This window comes from Mammaliicoccus sp. FSL K6-3158 (assembly GCF_038005105.1).
Lineage (GTDB): Bacteria > Bacillota > Bacilli > Staphylococcales > Staphylococcaceae > Mammaliicoccus > Mammaliicoccus sciuri.
Genome location: NZ_JBBOSL010000001.1, coordinates 98,444 through 115,830 on the forward strand (window position 1 = coordinate 98,444; position 17,387 = coordinate 115,830).

A 17,387-nucleotide genomic window follows, 5' to 3' on the forward strand; every position below is an offset into this window, starting at 1 on the left:
AATAAATTAAGATGTATTTGAAAACGATTACAGAAGAGGTGTTTACAATGCAAAATCCTAATACATTAACAGATAGTTCAGAGTTATCTATAGGAATAGAGTTAGGATCTACTCGCATTAAGACGGTAGCTATCGATGCACAGTTTAACACGTTGGCAACAGGTAGTTTTGAATGGGAGAACCAGAATATAGACGGTTATTGGACCTATTCAGTTAATGATATATGGGTAGGTTTACAAAAAAGCTATCAAGATATGGCGAATAATTTAAAACAAGATTTTAATGTGACTGTCCGTAAAATCAATAGTCTCGGGATAAGTGCAATGATGCATGGATATTTGGCTTTTGATAAACATGAAGACTTGTTAGTTCCGTTTAGAACTTGGCGTAATAATCATACAGTTGAAGCGGCAAAAAGATTAAGGACTCAGTTTAATTATAATATTCCTGAAAGATGGAGTATTGCACATTTATATCAAGCACTAATAGACAAAGAATCTCATATAAATGAAGTGAATTATATTACAACATTAGCAGGATATATTCATTGGTATTTAACAGGTGAGAAAGTATTAGGAATTGGTGATGCTTCAGGTATGTTTCCAGTTGATGTTGATCGAAAAATGTATAGAACAGATTTATTGGAAGAAGCAGATCTGTTACTGAATAAGGAAGGATTCCATAAATCAGTTATTGATGTACTACCACAAATTAAAGTTGCTGGTGAGAATGCTGGTTATTTAACAGATGAAGGCGCTCGTTTGTTGGATCCTGATGGTAACTTGGAAAGTGGATGCGTATTATGTCCACCTGAAGGGGATGCAGGGACAGGCATGGTTTCGACCAATGCGATAACGCCTCGGTCTGGTAATATTTCAGCCGGTACGAGTGCATTTGCCATGATTGTATTAGAAAAATCTTTAAATCATGTATACCCAGAAGTAGATATCGTTGCAACACCTTCTAGTAATGAAGTAGCGATGATTCATACAAATAATTGTACTTCAGAAATAAACGCTTGGATGAATTTATTCGAAGAGGTATTAAACTCTATGGGCGTTACTTTTTCATCAGATGAGTTGTACGGACAAATATTAAAAACTTCAGAGAATAGTGATGATGATTTAGGTGGTCTACTTTCATACGGATATGTTTCTGGTGAGAATATTACAAAAGTCGAAGTGGGTTATCCAATGTTTATTAGAGAACCGAATAACCAGTTTACACTTGCAAACTTTATGAAAACACAGTTATTTAGTGCATTTAGTACTTTGAAAATAGGAATGGATTTATTAAAAGATAATGAAGATATAGCAATTAATAAATTAATCGCACACGGTGGCATTTTTAAAACAGAAAAAATTGCACAAGAAGTTTTGAGTGCAGCTATGAATGCGCCAATAACAGTGATGAATCATGCGAGTGAAGGTGGTGCATGGGGCATTAGTGTATTAGCGAAATATGTAACAGCTCATGATGATATAACGTTATCGCAATATCTCGACGAATTTGTCTTTGCGAATGTAGATGAAACAACACTTGAACCTACATTACAAGCAGTTGAGAACTTTGATGCATATATCGAAAAGACTACAAAAGGTTTACCGATTGAACGACAAATATCAGATTACATGGAGGGTGGAGAAGATGCTAGAAAAATTAAAACAAGAAGTATATAAAGCTAATTTAGAGTTACCTCAAAGAGGATTAATCAAATACACATGGGGAAATGTTAGTGGATTTGATGAAGAAACAGGTTTGTTTGTTATCAAACCTAGTGGCGTTGATTATGACGAAATGCGTCCGGAAGATATGGTTGTTTGTAATTTAGATTGCGAAATTGTTGAAGGTGATTTAAATCCATCATCAGATATGCCAACTCACGCAGTATTATATAAATCATTTCCGAATATAGGTAGCGTAGTCCATACACATTCTCCTTGGGCAACGATTTGGGCGCAAGCAGGTATGGATGTACCAGCCATGGGAACAACACATGCAGATACATTTTATGGTTCTGTACCGTGTGCAAGATTTTTAACGGCTAATGAAATCAATGAGAATTATGAATATGAAACAGGTAACGTTATCGTTGAAACATTTAAGAATAGAGGCATTGATCCAAATGAGGTGCCTGCAGTATTACTACAAGGACATGCACCATTTGTTTGGGCTAAAGACTGTGAACATGCTGTTATGAATGCAGTTGTCTTAGAAGAAGTATGTAAGATGAACTTATTTACACAACAATTAAATGAAAATGCTTCAGTGCTACCTCAAGAAATTTTGAATAAGCACTATGAAAGAAAACATGGCGTGAATGCATATTATGGACAGAAATAAGGAGGAATTCTAGATGAGTACAGAAAAGAAATTTTGGTTTGTAGTTGGATCACAAGCACTATATGGTGATGAAGCTTTAGAGAAGGTAAAATCAGACGCGCAAGAAATGACAACATATTTAAATGAACATGCCGATTTACCTTTTGACATTGAGTTACAAAAACAGTTGGCAACGACTGCTGATGTGATAACGGATATTATGAAAGAAGCAAATTACAGAGATGATATTGCGGGTGTTATTACATGGATGCATACATTTTCTCCAGCAAAAATGTGGATTAGAGGTACGAAGTTACTTCAAAAGCCATTACTACATTTAGCGACTCAATTTTATGACAATATTTCCTGGGAAAAAATTGATATGGACTATATGAATTTACATCAATCAGCACATGGAGATAGAGAGTATGGTTTTATTAATAAAAGACTAGATAAACAGAATAAGATTATTTTCGGTCATTGGAAAGATAAAGCGACACAAGATGATATTAAATCTTGGATGCTTATAGCAAATGCCTATAATGAAAGTTTCAAACTTAAAGTAGCGCGCTTTGGTGATAATATGAGAAACGTTGCCGTTACTGAAGGCGATAAAATAGAAGCACAAATTCAATTTGGATGGACTGTAGATTACTTTGGTATTGGTGATTTAGTTGCTTATATTGAAGATGTGAAAGAAGAAGAAGTTCAAGATTTATTTGCAGAATATCAGAAGAAATATGACTTTGATTACAGAGATTATAATGAGGTGGATTTTAATCAATCAGTAGAAGAACAAATCAAATATGAAATTGCAATTAAACGTTTCTTAGATGATGGAGGTTACACTGCCTTTACTACTAATTTTGAAGACTTACATGGTATGAAACAATTACCAGGTTTAGCAGTTCAACGCTTAAATGAACAAGGATACGGATTCGCTGGAGAAGGCGATTGGAAGACTGCTGCACTTGATAGATTATTGAAGATTGCTACTCAAAATCAAGCGACTGGATTTATGGAAGATTATACGTATGACATGAGAAGCGATAAACAAAATATACTTGGTTCACATATGTTAGAAGTTGATCCTACATTGGCTGCTACTAAACCAAAAATTGTTGTAGATTTCTTAGGTATTGGAGATAAAAATGATCCGGCACGTTTAGTATTTGACGGTAAAGCTGGAGAGGGTATTGTTGTGACAATGTTAGATTTAGGTACGCATTATAAATTTATCGTTAATGAAATAGTAGCTGAATCATTAACAGAACCAGCACCTCACTTACCAGTTGCGAGAGTATTATGGAAGACGAAACCTTCTTTAGAAACGGGCGTTAGACGTTGGATTGAAGAAGGAGGCGGGCATCATACAGTACTATCACTAACTTTAAATTCAGAAGAAGTTGAGACGTTAATTAAGATGTTTGATGCAGAGTATGTTGTGATTAAATAAAGACTAACTGAAATAACATAGATGAATTTGAAAGTAAAAAGGGGTGGATGGGATTATGAAAACGAAAAGTAAGGTGTCTAATAGCTTTATTTATTTCTTTGGAGCATTTGGTGGTATTCTATTTGGTTATGATATTGGTGTTATGACGGGTGCGTTGCCTTTTCTTAGAGAAGATTGGGGTATAAATAGTGGCTTTATTATAGGACTAATAACATCTTCAGTTATGCTAGGTGCCATATTTGGTGGTATCTTAGCAGGGAGACTATCTGATAAATTAGGTCGTAGAAAAATGATCTTAATTTCGGCAATAATATTCGTTGTTGGATCAATATTATCTGGTATTGCACCACATAATGGTAACTATTTCTTAATTATTTCTAGGGTTATCTTAGGTTTAGCTGTAGGGGCAGCTTCTGCTTTAGTACCTGCATATATGTCTGAGATGGCACCAGCAAAATTAAGAGGTCAGTTATCTGGTTTGAATCAAACGATGATCGTTTCAGGTATGCTCTTATCTTATATTGTCGATTTTTTATTAAGAGATTTACCTATTGAGTTAGGTTGGAGATTGATGTTAAGTATAGCTGCAGTTCCAGCAATCATTCTATTTTTAGGTGTATTAAAATTGCCAGAATCACCAAGATTTCTAATTAAAAATGGCAAGTTTGAAGAAGCCAAGTATGTATTGATGAATTTACGTAAAACAAAGCAAGTTGATGTTGAACTTGAAGAAATTAGAAGTACGATTATAACAGAAAGTAAAGTAACGACAAATAATACATTAAGCACTTTATTCAATAGTAAATATAAATATTTGGTTGTCGCTGGTCTAGGTGTCGCAGCATTTCAACAATTTCAAGGTGCAAATGCTATTTTCTATTACATTCCATTAATCGTAGAGCAAGCGACAGGTAATTCAGCAAGTTCTGCATTATTATGGCCAATCATTCAAGGTGTGATATTAGTACTAGGATCATTATTATTTATTTGGATAGCAGATAAATTTAATCGTCGAACATTATTAATGTTAGGTGGAACAGTGATGGGATTGTCATTCATATTACCGACTATTATTAATGTTATCATGCCAAATGCTAATCCAATCATCATTGTAATATTCCTAAGTATTTATGTAGCATTCTATTCATTCACATGGGCACCCTTAACTTGGGTAATTGTTGGTGAGATATTCCCATTATCAATTAGAGGTTTAGCTTCAGGAGCTGCTTCTTCACTAAATTGGATAGGCTCATTTTTAGTTGGCTTATTATTCCCGATTATGACTGCATTTTTTCCACAAGAAATCGTATTTGCGATATTCGGCATAATCTGTATATTAGGTGTAGTATTCGTTAAAAAATGTGTTCCAGAATCACGAGGAAAAACATTAGAAGAAATCGAGAAGTTATCTGGTCCTGAAAGTAAAGTTAACCTGAAAAATGTTAACGTCGAACGTAGTTAGATTAATAGAACAAAGCAGAAGAATTTCAGTAAAACCTGATGTTCTTCTGCTTTTTATATTTTATGACTTATTTCACTAGGTTTTATTCCTACTTATCATTAAATTTTTCTAATACGACTTTAGCTGTTTCACTGACTACTTTGTCGTTTGGTTTATCTGTCTTGCCTTCTTTGTTTGTGAATATAACGAGTACAATTGGTTTTGATTCACCTTTAGGGTATACAAAAGCAACATCATTTCTTGATGCGTAAGTGATGGCTTGTCCACTCTTATCTGCTACTTTAAAATTCTTTGGTGCACCTTTTTTAATTAAAGTATCTCCACTTTTATTATTAATCATTAAGTCGATTAAGAATGTTTTATTTTCTTTTGATAAACGACCATCGTTGATAAGTTTATTGAGTGTTTTTCCGAAAGCTTGTGGTGTAGATGTATCTCTATTATTCTTTGGATTATAATTGTTTAATTCAGGTTCCATTCTAGAAGGCTTAGTAGTCTTATCATCTAATGACTTTAGCCTTTTATTAACTTCTTTATAGCCACCTAATTCTTCAATAATCATATTATTAGCAGTATTATCACTGTATAACATCGTTGCTTCGATTAATTTTTTGATCGTGATATCTTTATTGATAAATTTTTCTAATACAGGCGAGTATGGCACAATGTCTTCTTTACTAACATGAACTTTTTTATTTAATTTATTGTGAGGTGTCTTTTCAAGTAACATGGCACTACTTACGGCTTTGAAAGTTGAAGCATAAGCAAATCTCTTATCTTCATTAAAAGTAATTTCTTCATCAGTTGCAGTATTTAAAGCATAAACACCTACATTAGCATCATATTTATCTTCTACTTTCTTCAAATCTTGCGTTGTCGCATCAGCAGTACTGCAGGCGCTGAGTAATAAAATAGATGCAATCATTAATATCAATTTCTTCATTAAGCATACCTCCTTAGACTTGGTATATATACTATCATATTAATAATATGATAGTGTGAACAATCTTCCCTTTTGACTTACACATGCTATACGTGGTATATAATAATCATTGAAACGATTTGTTAAGGAGAGACGACATGGAAGACAAGACGATGGAGGTATTTAAGAGGGGTTCGAAGTTATTAAATATTCTTCAAGATGAGAAGCGCCAACAAATTCTTGTTCTATTATGTAGAGAAGAACAACTAACGGTTAATCAAATTACTCAACGACTTACGATATCACGTCCTGCTGTATCGCATCATTTGAAATTAATGTATGAAGTGGGCTTGTTGACTGTTGAGCAAGTTGGATTGGAAAGATATTACCGTTCTGATTTAGACGATGCGTTACTTTGGTTGAAAGAACTGACAGCTTCTTTAGAAGAAAATATTAAAAATAAACAAAAAGCGTAAAATTTTTAGCCTTTATGTTTATGTGTTTAAACCTATCAAAATAATAAAAAAGGAGCATTGGATATGCAAACAATCTTAGGAAGTAACGGACAAATTGGGCAAGAAATTGCTAAAGAAATTTACAGAAAGTATACGAGAGATATACGTTTAGTAGGTAGAAAGCCAAAGAAAATTCATGATACAGACGAGTTAGTAGCTGCTGATTTAATGAAATACGAAGATACACTTAAAGCAGTGGAAGGTAGTGAAATAGTCTATTTTGCTGTTGGTTTACCTGCAAATTCAGAAATGTGGGAAGAACGCTTCCCAGTGATTATGGAGAATGTCATTAAAGCATGCCAAGAAACAAATACGAAACTCGCATTCTTTGATAATACGTATATGTATGAGAAAAACGATAACGTACAAGTTGAAGACAGTCCATTTGTACCAGAAGGTCGTAAATCACAAGTACGTGCTGATATAGCTGAAATGCTGTTATCAGCTATGAAAGATCAATCTATTCATGCTGTTATTGGTCGCGCTCCTGAATTCTACGGACCAGGATTGACACAAAGTTTTACCAATTCATTAGTATTTAATCGTGTGAAAGCAGGTAAACGTGCATTAGTACCGGTTAATGCATCTTTATTACGTACACTTATATGGACACCTGATGCAAGTCGTGCCTTAGCATTGCTCGGTAATACACCAGATGCATACGGCGAAACTTGGCATTTACCAACAGACAATAGTGTGTCTTATAAAGATATTTTGAAAAAAGCAGAGAAAATCTTAAATAGGAAAATTAAGTATATGACTGTACCAATGTGGGTATTTAAATTAGGTAGTCTATTTAACCAACAAGTTAAAGAACTTACTGAATTATTACCAAGATATAAATATGATAACGTCTTTAAGTCCGATAAATTTAAAGAAAGATTTCCTGATTTTAAAGTGACAACTTATAAAGAAGGCATTAAAAATATTTTAAAAGGAGAGTCGTAATATGAAGAAAATCATGATTGTTAATACAAGTGCAGAATATTATGAAAGAACACGTAAACCAACAGGACTGTGGCTAGGTGAACTCGTTCATTTTTATGATTATTTTAATTCAGAAGATTATCAAATCGATTTGTTTAACATAAACGGTGGTGAAACACCTATTGATCCGGTAAGTCTTAATCCACTAATGCTAGATAAACTAACAAAGGCTTATTATAATGATCATACTTTTATGGAGAAGCTTAAAAACAGTCCATCTATTCGTGAAGCGAATCCTGAAACATACGATGCCATTTACTTTACCGGCGGACATGGTGTGATGTTTGATTTTCCAGATAATATGTATATTCAAGATGCTGTTAATGAAGTATATCGTCACGGTGGCGTTGTCGCAGCAGTGTGTCATGGCATCGCAGCATTATTGAATGTGAAAGATGAAAATGGCAGATACTTTATCGAACGTAAACAAATCACAGGATTTTCAAATGCAGAAGAAATATTAGCTAACCGTAAGCGCCTTGTACCATTTATGTTAGAAAGTGAACTTAAAATCCGAGATGCGAAATATAACAAAGCAAAAGTACCATTCACATCATATGTTCAAGTAGACAACAGACTCGTTACAGGGCAAAACCCACAATCACCAAAGCAAGTCGCACAAGCCGTTGCACGCATATTGAGTGGAGAAAAGAAGTAGCGCAGGAAGACTGAGGTTAGTGTAAGAGGGTGTAGTTGTTGGCCATGGTGCTGTGGCAAAAGCGCACGAAGACTGAGAGATATCGTGCAGTTGGGGGTAAAATCGGGCAGTATCGCACGAAGACTGTGAGATATCGTGCGTTAGGGGTTAAAATCGGGGGCAAACGCACGAAGACTGAAAGATATCGTGCAGTTGGGACTAAAATAGGGTCGTATCGCACGAAGACTACGAGATATCGTGCAGTTGGGGCTAAAATAGGGCCGTATCGCACGAAGACTGAGAGATATCGTGCGCCCCTCAACCATCAATATAGACAAAAGCCGAGACGTTCGCCGTCTCGGCTTTTTAATAATACAGGGCATTACAACTTCAATATAATGAATATAATGAGCTTTAGAAAAATTCAACATGAATAGGAAATTGAACTATATATTAATACGTTGTTGTTCATATCTATTGTCTTTAAATGGAACGCCTAATTGGCTTCTTAATGTTGTAGCATCATAGTTTGTTTGATAGTATCCTTCTTTTACTAAGATAGGTATAACATTTTCTACAAACTCTTTATATACAGTACCAAGTATATGAGGTGTTAAAATAAAACCATCTGCCGCTTCTTCATCAATCCATTCTATAATCTGATGTGCTACTTGTTCATATGTACCAAAAAATGATGAACGTCTTGTTGTTTCTTCTAATGCCACTTCTCTTAAAGTTAAATTATTTTCACGTGCTCTTTTTTTGATAGATTCAGTCGTAGAACGAAAACTATTTTTACCAACATCACCTAATTCAGGAAATGGTTCATCTAATGGATATTGTTTAAAATCATGATGGTCATAATATCGACCTAAATAATCTAAAGCTTCATCTACAGTTACAAGATTTTGAATATATTTATATCTTTCTTCAGCTTCAGCTTCAGTTGGTGCTATTATTGGAGAAAGTGTAGGATATACACCTACTTCTTTTGGGTTCCTACCAAGCGCTTGTACTTTTGATTTAATATTTTTATACTTTTCTTTAGAACTTTCAATATCTATAGCATTTGTGAAAATTGCATCTGCATATTTAGCAGCAAATTCCACTCCTTTGGAAGATGATCCCGCTTGGAATATAAGAGGTTGACCTTGTTCTGATCTACTTATATTTAATGGACCTTTAACTTTATAATATTCACCGTCGTAATTGAGTTCGTGCATTTTATTTGTATCGACATATTCACCTTTATTCACATCACGTGTAAATGCATCATCTTCGTATGAATCCCAAAGTCCTTGCACAACTTCTAAATGTTCTTTTGCGATATCATATCGTTTGTCGTGTTCTGGGTGCTCACCTTTATTATAATTATCGGCACTACCTTCTAAAGGTGACGTTACAATATTCCAACCAGCACGTCCATTAGATAATTTATCTATTGTCATCAACTGTCTTGCAATAGTAAATGGTTCGCTATATGTAGTAGATATTGTTCCAACCAAACCAATTCGTGTCGTAACAGAAGCAAGAGAAGCTAGTAAAGTAATCGGTTCAAATCGATTTAAAAAATGTGGAATAGATTTCTCATTAATAAATAAGCCGTCTGCGACAAAAACGAAACTGAATCCAGCATTTTCAGCACGTTTAGTAATATCAATATAGTGGTCAAAGTTAACACTTGCATCACTTGGTACTTCATCTGATTTCCATGCATGCATGTGACCACCTGGACCATGGAGCATTACACCAAATTTTATTTTTTTACTCATATAATCTCCTCTTTCTCTTTAATATTTAATTGGTTTTTAGGGGATAAGTGAAGAATGGTTTGTTTTCTTAATTTATGATCATTTACAGGTATATGTAACATAACTTCATCAATTAAACCTAAGTGGTTCAATTCTTCAATTTGTTTATTTACTTCGTATGTACTTCCTTTTATAATTTCTGTTTCGACTTCTTCAACTTCAAAAGAATCAAGTGTCTGTGCTTTAAACTCTTCTACCTGTTCAAGTGAACCTAAATTTAAGGATTTCCCATTATGAAAATGAATTCTATAATTCTTCATAGAGTCTTTTACAAAGCGTTCGTCTGCATCATTATCAATAATAACAGTTGCTATGGCTACAATAATCTTCCCATCAGGGTATTGATTCTTATATATTTTAAGAGCTTGATCTAAATTTTCTTGATTAGCATTAATAAAATGTGCAAATATGAAATTGACTTTTTCACTAGCAGCAAATGATGCCGTATGTTCACTGCCTCCAAGTAAATATACATTTGGTGGGTTCCAATTATTTTCTTTTTGAGTTGTTTTAATATTTGACCATTTATGTGATGAATCAAAATCTCCAAGATTAAATTGATTCAATAATTTAAACTTCTCATCAAAATTTTGTTTCCCTTTTTCTAATTCATATTGAAGTATTTCAGTAGACAATGGTAATCCACCGGGTGCTTTACCCACACCTAAATCAACACGATTTGGTGCCAATTGATTAAGTAAGTGAAATTCCTCTACAACTTTAAAAGGATTGTAATGCTGTAACATAATACCACCAGTACCAATATTGATTTTTTCTGTTTTTGCTAATAAATGGGCAACAACTATTTCTGGTGCAGTACTTACAAGATTATTTATATTATGATGTTCAGCTACGAAATAACGTGCATAACCAGTTTCTTCTGCAACTACTGCTAATTCTATAGCCTGCTTAAGCGCCTGCTGTGCAGTTCCATTATGTGAGATTGGCACTTGATTAAGGATACTAAAATCCATCTTATAAACCCCCTTTTAATTTTCTGAAAATTGAATATGATAGCAATACTAAATACAATATGCTTTTATGTCAAGTATACATATCTAATTACTCGGAATTAATAAAACATTAAATTTAAGACGATTATGTATTAGGCTCATTGTTATTTATCCGTAACACTAGCAACGTCAAGACTAGCTAGTTGTTTAAGTAAGATTGTTTTTTAAAATTTTAAAAATTCAAAAAATAACTATTGACACAAAGTTGCGCAAGTTGTAATGTTTAAAACATACTAAATCTATCGGAATAGTATAAATAAATGTTTTAAACTATATTTCGAACAAATAGGAGTGAATAAAATGAGTCATTATAATATTAGGTTAGCAACATATGGAGACTGGGATGAATATCTTTCTCTTATTAAAGAAGCATACTTACCTTTGAAAGAACTTGGCATTGATTGGCCATCAGTTCGAGTAGATCTGGATGCAGCAAAAAAGAATCTTGAAAGTAATTCTACATATGTATTAGAAAAAGATGGAGAAATTGCATCAACAGTTACGATTAGATTTCCATGGGAGTCTGCAGAATTTGATTCACGATATCCATTCATTTGGTGGTTTGCTACTAAACCCAAATTTAAAGGACAAGGCATAGGTAGAACCTTATTAGATTATGTTGAAAATGACATTTTAAAAAATACACTAAAGTCACCGGCACTAACTTTAGGAACTTCTGCAAAAAAACATCCATGGTTATTGGATATGTACATAGGAAGAGGTTACAAAGTTTATGAAGAAATTGAAACTGATTACGATGATTTAGTTGTACGAATGTATAAAGAATTAATACCTCATTCATTTGATAAAACCTTACTACAACAATAATTATTGGAGGTCTCTATGAAAAAATTATTAAGCTTAGTTATAACATTTGCATTACTTATAGCACTTTCAGGATGCTCTGCTAAAAGTAAATCCAAAGTCGAAACCATTAATGTAGGGACTGGAACACAATTCCCTAACATTTGCTTTATAGATAAAGACGGTGAATTAACAGGTTATGACGTCGAACTTGTTAAAGAAATTGATAAACGATTACCTAATTATAAATTTAAATTCAAAACAATGAATTTCTCAAATTTATTAGTAAGTTTAGGGCAAAATAAAGTCGATATGGTTGCACATCAAATGGAAAAAAGTGATGAACGCTCAAAAAAATTCTTATTTAATGAAACGCCTTATAGTGTGTTTCCTTTAAAACTTTCGGTCTTAAAGGATAACAATGAAATCAAAGATCCTAAAGACTTAAAAGGGAAAAAAGTCGTCGTTTCTGCATCTAGTAACGCCGTACCTGTTATTAAAAAAGTTTCTAAGAAACAAAATGATAACTTTGATATTGGATATGCTGGACAAGGTTCTAATGACACAGCTAATCAATTAAAAACAGGAAGAGCTGATGCAACAGTCACAACACCTTTTGCAGTTGATTTCCAGAATAAAACGAGCCCAATTAAACAAAAATCAGTAGGACCAGTATTATCTAACTCTAAAGTTTACTTTATGTTCAACAAGCAAAATAAGCCTCTCAGTAAAGATGTAGATAAAGCACTAAAAGAAATTAAAGAAGATGGTACGCTAGAAAAATTAAGTAAGAAATGGCTTGGTGAAAACTATGCTAAATCTTCTTATTGATTAAGGAAGTGATTTGCATTGGACAAATACTTTGATGTCACACTTATATTAGATTTTTTACCAAAACTTATAAAATACTTACCTACTACTTTATATATTTTGACATTATCCCTCATTATTGGATTTGTTATCGGACTCTTAATCGCACTCACTAAAATATATAAAGTACCTATATTAAATCAGTTAAGCACTATTTATATATCCTTTTTCAGAGGTACACCAATAATCATTCAATTGTTTATTGTGTTCTATGGTATACCAGTCATCACCATGTTAATGGGTATTGATACATCTAATATTCCACCATTATATGCAGCTATCGTCACTTATGCGCTAGGTAGTGGCGCAAGTATAGCTGAAATTATTAGAGGTGCAGTCAATAGCGTTGGAAAAGATCAATCTGATGCTGCTTATAGTATTGCACTGACAAAACGTCAAACTTTTGTGAGAGTCATTTTTCCACAAGCGATGTACCAAGCATTACCCAATTTCGGTAATACGATTATTGGATTTTTAAAAGATACATCATTGGCATTTACGATTGGTGTCATGGATATGTCTGGCCGTGGGGAAACATTAATTTCTTCAAGTAATCACTCTTTAGAAGTCTATGTTTCTCTGGCTATCATTTATTATTTAACTGCAATATTATTAGAAAAATTATTCTCTAAAGTAAGTCAGTTGACTCGAAAAGGAGATTCACTTACTACTGTATATGATTTGAAAATTTAAGGAGTGATGAGATGAATCTTGATATTCCCTTTATAGGTGTAGCGTTACAAGCGATGGTTAAAGTCATTCCTTTAACTATTTTAATGACCATCTTACCAATAATATTCGGTTTATTAATTGCAATTGTAATATCCTTTATTCAAATAAGACACATTAAATTTATGGAACCACTATCGCATTTTTACACATCATTTTTCAGAAGTACACCTGTTATATTGCACATTATGCTTATATATTTAGGTTTACCAGCTCTTATAAAATTAGTTGCCGATTTAATGTATATTTCAGTTGATCCTAACAAAATACCTGTCGTAGTATTTGTCATTATGGCATTATCATTAACTGCCGGTGCATATTTAACTGAAATTATAAGGTCAGGCATCATATCTGTTGACCACGGTCAAATAGAAGCAGCTTATTCAACCGGAATGACACATAAAGAAGTGTTTCAAAGAATATTGTTGCCTCAAGCTATTGATATTGCTTTCCCTAACTTCACTAATTTGCTAATTGGATTCTTACATACAACTTCAATAGCATCAATCATAGCCGTACCTGAAATTACAGGCACAGCTAATATTGTGGCAGCAGACAATTATTCATTTTTAGAAGCATTTATCGCTGCAGGTATTATTTACTGGATATTAAGTTTAATCATTGAATACATTCAAAGTATCGCTGAAAAAAGACGATCCGTATATAAGGAGGAATTCTAAATGTTTCAAGCTAAAAATATAGTTAAAAGTTTCAATGGTATAGAAGTACTTAAAGGCGTTGATTTATCGGTAAAAACAGGAGAAGTTATTGCTATTCTAGGGCCAAGTGGTTCTGGAAAGACAACATTATTACGATCCTTAAATCTACTTGAAAAACCAGAACAAGGTGAAATTATTGTTGGTAACAAGCTTATTAATGTAAATAAAACCAATCAACAAGATATTCTAGAACTGAGAAAAAGAACTTCAATGGTCTTCCAGCATTACAACTTATTTAAACATAAAACAATTCTTCAAAATGTAACAGAAGCGCTTATTGTCGTACAGAAAAAAACAAAAAAAGAAGCAGTAGAAATTGCAATTTCAGAACTAGAAAAAGTAGGATTAGGTGATAAACTCGACCAATATCCAAGTCAATTATCAGGCGGTCAACAGCAAAGAGCAGGTATAGCTAGAGCACTCGCGATTAATCCTGAAATTATTCTATTCGACGAACCAACTGCCTCATTAGATCCCGAACTCGTAGGAGAAGTATTAGAAGTCATGCTTAAAATTGCAAATCAAGGTGTCACTATGGTTATTGTCACACACGAAATGGAATTTGCAAAACATGTCGCTGATAAAGTTGTCTTTATGGACCAAGGCAATGTCATTGAAGAGGGCACACCTCATGAAATTTTCAATTATCCTAAACAAGAACGCACAAAAAAATTCTTACAAAAAGTTTCGCCAGATTATATATTCAAATTAAAAGAACAACGGCAATTACAACATACACTTTAATGAAAATAGACTTGGCATGCTATGTGTCGAGTCTTTTTTTGTTCGGACTTGAGCGCCCGAAGACTACGAGATATCGTGCAGTTGGGGCTAAAATAGGGCCGTATCGCACGAAGACTGAGGGATATTGTGCAGTTAGGGGTCAAATCAGGCCGTATCGCACGAAGACTGAGAGATATCGTGCAGTTGGGGCTAAAATAGGGCCGTATCGCACGAAGACTGAGAGATATCGTGCAGTTAGGGGTCAAATCAGGCCGTATCGCACGAAGACTACGAGATATCGTGCAGTTGGGGCTAAAATAGGGCCGTATCGCACGAAGACTACGAGATATCGTGCAGTTGGGGCTAAAATAGGGCCGTATCGCACGAAGACTGAGAGATATCGTGCGTTATAGTGTGAAATCAGGTCGTATCGCACGAAGACTCCAAAGATATCGTGCGCCCCTCAACCCTCAATACAAAAAAAGCCGAGACATCCTTCGTCTCGGCTTTTTAATATTTAAGTATTGATCTCTTCAATTCCTGAGACATCAAATTAATAATGATAAATATATATAATATGCCAACTAATGGTGCGTAGAATGTCCACCAGTTTGTTGTTAGCTCGTTAGAGTGAAAGCCTAATAAACTGCTTAAGTCATTGATACTTGGTCGTTCTATAATTTCACATGCGGGTCCATAGCAAACCTTTGTACCTCCTAAGAATATTTTGAAGAAGGCTAGGTGTGTCATGACGAGCAAAGTTTGAAAACATATTCTCAAAAATATGATTAAATATTGAGTTTGTATGTTAGGTAATACATGTTTGATAAAAATATGTTTATCATGAGGACTAATGGTATAAGCAGCTTCGATATAGTCTTGATTTAATATGTGCTGGGTTGATTCTTTTATCAGCATAGTAGTCGTAGGGATCATTAAGATTGTAAGAATGATGATATTGTAAGTCATTCTAAATTGCATATTAGTCGTAAATCCATCTATTGTTTCATATAGTAAAGGTTGTAATAAGATATACGCCAATATAGATTGAGGAATATAAAATAAAGCATTAGAGAAGATACTGTAAATACTTGTTGTCTTGCGATTAAATGCTAAATAAGTTCCAATTACTACTGAACAAAGAACAGATAAACTTGATATGACGATGATAATCAGTATAGTGATACGATATCCTGATAACACTTCAAATAACATGTTTTTAGAAGCGGTATCCACACCAAACAATGCTTTGAAGCTAGGTGCAAATGGCGAGCTTTTCATAATATCCCCATTAGAATTGTATAGAAAATTCATAGATTTAGGCGTGATGTTTAGTAAATCAAAATAAATCACACCAACTAGGGCGGGTAAGATAAGTAACGTTAATAGTATATAAAATTTCTTCATGATAACCCTCCCCGTACGCCAGTGATGGTAAATAATACTTTATGACTCATAAATATGGCGAGAGATATAGGTACATAAATCAATATAAACGTGACAAATAATACTTCTGGAGATCCATAATCAAATATAAATGATGACAAACCGTGCATGTTAAAGATTCTTTCCAAAAGTAATAAACTTGAAAGCGTGATCCAAATAATATGTTTAAAGTTGATTAAATATGATGCAAACAAATTCCTTAATATGTGTTTAAAGTATAGCTCTATATTTGATAAACCCTTCGCTCTAGAAAATTCAACAAAATCTGCACGAGATACATCATCTAGAATACTACTTAAAAATGTCACACTACTCACTAAAGGTATAATGGATAGCACCAAAATAGGGAATATTAAAGCTTTATCCTCGGAACTATTCGCTACATTAAACAATAGAATATCTGTATATCGATAAAATAATATCATCAATGAAATAGAAAAAGGTATATAAAAAATATCGGGAATAATAGATAGAACTGTATTAATTTTTAAATACCATTTTTTAATATGGTCATTAACATATAGAAGGTATGTAAATAATAAAGATACGATAAAAGCTAACAATAGCGCAGCAAACAAAATCACAATAGTATTTATCCAAGGTTCAATAAAGAATGGAAATAAACTGCGTTCAATATGTGATATTTTATTTGTAAATATAATCTCTTGAGGATGAAATGTGTATAAAAATGTCGACTTCAAGGCATTAAGATAATTCAAGAAACTAAAATGTTGATCATCGAATAAAGCAGGCAAACATGCTAATAATAAGAATGCAATTATCGCCATGATGAAATTGTATAATTTTCTCATAAGGCATTTACCTACTTTCTAAAGATAATATGTATTACTGCTAGTGTAAAATGATACTTATATTTAATTTACATATTTTTGAAGGTATTTACAAGGGTGTATAGAAAGTATTGTTGCTGAGAAATGAAATAAAAGCCACGACGTAATTTGTCATGGCTT

At 33.4% G+C, this 17,387-nt stretch carries 19 protein-coding genes; 14 read left to right on the forward strand and 5 right to left on the reverse strand.

Features of this window, described 5'->3' with window-relative positions; genetic code table 11:
• Positions 1-47 precede the first annotated feature (47 nt).
• The 4 genes from MHH94_RS00475 to MHH94_RS00490 are packed head-to-tail and all read left to right on the forward strand — an operon-like array spanning position 48 to position 5,240.
• Positions 48-1,679 (forward strand): xylulokinase, encoded by a 1,632-nt coding sequence (locus tag MHH94_RS00475; protein WP_107609259.1) that lies wholly within the window; start codon positions 48-50, stop codon positions 1,677-1,679.
• Positions 1,648-2,343 carry an L-ribulose-5-phosphate 4-epimerase gene (locus MHH94_RS00480; protein ID WP_078355394.1) on the forward strand — a complete coding sequence of 232 codons (696 nt, stop codon included), beginning with the start codon at positions 1,648-1,650 and terminating at the stop codon, positions 2,341-2,343. The genes MHH94_RS00475 and MHH94_RS00480 overlap by 32 nt, the downstream gene beginning before the upstream one ends.
• A 13-nt stretch (positions 2,344-2,356) precedes the next feature.
• Positions 2,357-3,778: an L-arabinose isomerase gene (gene araA / locus MHH94_RS00485; protein ID WP_107609258.1), complete on the forward strand. Its 1,422-nt coding sequence runs from the start codon at positions 2,357-2,359 to the stop codon at positions 3,776-3,778.
• Positions 3,779-3,833: 55 nt separating this feature from the next.
• Positions 3,834-5,240, forward strand: a complete 1,407-nt coding sequence (locus MHH94_RS00490) for a sugar porter family MFS transporter (protein WP_048540362.1) — start codon at positions 3,834-3,836, stop codon at positions 5,238-5,240.
• An 88-nt stretch (positions 5,241-5,328) separates the two neighbouring features.
• Here the strand turns inward: MHH94_RS00490 and bla are convergent, their stop codons facing one another.
• Complete coding sequence (bla, locus tag MHH94_RS00495; protein ID WP_252572290.1) at positions 5,329-6,183, reverse strand: BlaZ-like penicillin-hydrolyzing class A beta-lactamase; 855 nt, start codon at positions 6,181-6,183, stop codon at positions 5,329-5,331.
• A 137-nt stretch (positions 6,184-6,320) separates the two neighbouring features.
• Here bla and MHH94_RS00500 point away from each other — a divergent pair, with 137 nt between their 5' ends.
• From MHH94_RS00500 to MHH94_RS00515, 4 genes are all read left to right on the forward strand, one after another.
• Positions 6,321-6,638, forward strand: coding sequence for an ArsR/SmtB family transcription factor (locus MHH94_RS00500; RefSeq protein WP_232182786.1), 318 nt, complete (start codon positions 6,321-6,323; stop codon positions 6,636-6,638).
• Between the two features lie 63 nt (positions 6,639-6,701).
• Positions 6,702-7,625, forward strand: a complete 924-nt coding sequence (locus tag MHH94_RS00505) for an NAD-dependent epimerase/dehydratase family protein (RefSeq protein WP_106417363.1) — start codon at positions 6,702-6,704, stop codon at positions 7,623-7,625.
• A gap of 1 nt (position 7,626) precedes the next feature.
• Positions 7,627-8,322: a type 1 glutamine amidotransferase domain-containing protein gene (locus MHH94_RS00510; RefSeq protein WP_106417364.1), complete on the forward strand. Its 696-nt coding sequence runs from the start codon at positions 7,627-7,629 to the stop codon at positions 8,320-8,322.
• A 38-nt stretch (positions 8,323-8,360) separates the two neighbouring features.
• Positions 8,361-8,738, forward strand: coding sequence for a hypothetical protein (locus MHH94_RS00515; protein WP_340839291.1), 378 nt, complete (start codon positions 8,361-8,363; stop codon positions 8,736-8,738).
• Positions 8,739-8,747: 9 nt separating this feature from the next.
• On the opposite strand, the gene MHH94_RS00520 is transcribed toward MHH94_RS00515, so the two are convergent.
• On the reverse strand, positions 8,748-10,073 hold the full coding sequence (locus MHH94_RS00520) for an LLM class flavin-dependent oxidoreductase (protein ID WP_058590951.1): 1,326 nt from the start codon (positions 10,071-10,073) through the stop codon (positions 8,748-8,750).
• Positions 10,070-11,086 (reverse strand): MsnO8 family LLM class oxidoreductase, encoded by a 1,017-nt coding sequence (locus MHH94_RS00525; RefSeq protein WP_325889002.1) that lies wholly within the window; start codon positions 11,084-11,086, stop codon positions 10,070-10,072. Before MHH94_RS00525 ends, MHH94_RS00520 begins: the two co-directional genes overlap by 4 nt.
• A 339-nt stretch (positions 11,087-11,425) precedes the next feature.
• On the opposite strand from MHH94_RS00525, the gene MHH94_RS00530 reads away from it, so the two are divergent.
• The 6 genes from MHH94_RS00530 to MHH94_RS00555 are packed head-to-tail and all read left to right on the forward strand — an operon-like array spanning position 11,426 to position 15,383.
• Positions 11,426-11,953 (forward strand): GNAT family N-acetyltransferase, encoded by a 528-nt coding sequence (locus tag MHH94_RS00530; protein ID WP_058590949.1) that lies wholly within the window; start codon positions 11,426-11,428, stop codon positions 11,951-11,953.
• Positions 11,954-11,968: 15 nt separating this feature from the next.
• Positions 11,969-12,760, forward strand: a complete 792-nt coding sequence (locus tag MHH94_RS00535) for an amino acid ABC transporter substrate-binding protein (RefSeq protein ID WP_058590948.1) — start codon at positions 11,969-11,971, stop codon at positions 12,758-12,760.
• A gap of 18 nt (positions 12,761-12,778) precedes the next feature.
• Entirely contained in the window at positions 12,779-13,492 is a 714-nt protein-coding gene (locus MHH94_RS00540; RefSeq protein ID WP_340839292.1) for an amino acid ABC transporter permease, read from the forward strand.
• A gap of 11 nt (positions 13,493-13,503) precedes the next feature.
• A complete protein-coding gene (locus MHH94_RS00545; RefSeq protein WP_340839293.1) occupies positions 13,504-14,208 on the forward strand; it encodes an amino acid ABC transporter permease in 705 nt (234 codons plus the stop codon).
• Positions 14,209-14,991, forward strand: coding sequence for an amino acid ABC transporter ATP-binding protein (locus tag MHH94_RS00550; RefSeq protein ID WP_340839294.1), 783 nt, complete (start codon positions 14,209-14,211; stop codon positions 14,989-14,991).
• Positions 14,992-15,029: 38 nt separating this feature from the next.
• Positions 15,030-15,383 carry a hypothetical protein gene (locus MHH94_RS00555; RefSeq protein WP_325889000.1) on the forward strand — a complete coding sequence of 118 codons (354 nt, stop codon included), beginning with the start codon at positions 15,030-15,032 and terminating at the stop codon, positions 15,381-15,383.
• Positions 15,384-15,480: 97 nt separating this feature from the next.
• Here MHH94_RS00555 and MHH94_RS00560 read toward each other — a convergent pair whose 3' ends face one another.
• Both MHH94_RS00560 and MHH94_RS00565 read right to left on the reverse strand, forming a co-directional pair.
• Complete coding sequence (locus tag MHH94_RS00560) at positions 15,481-16,377, reverse strand: ABC transporter permease subunit (protein ID WP_340839295.1); 897 nt, start codon at positions 16,375-16,377, stop codon at positions 15,481-15,483.
• The gene (locus MHH94_RS00565; RefSeq protein WP_119649964.1) at positions 16,374-17,228 is read right to left on the reverse strand and encodes an ABC transporter permease subunit; all 855 of its coding nucleotides are present in this window, start codon (positions 17,226-17,228) and stop codon (positions 16,374-16,376) included. The genes MHH94_RS00560 and MHH94_RS00565 overlap by 4 nt, the downstream gene beginning before the upstream one ends.
• Positions 17,229-17,387: the final 159 nt, after the last annotated feature.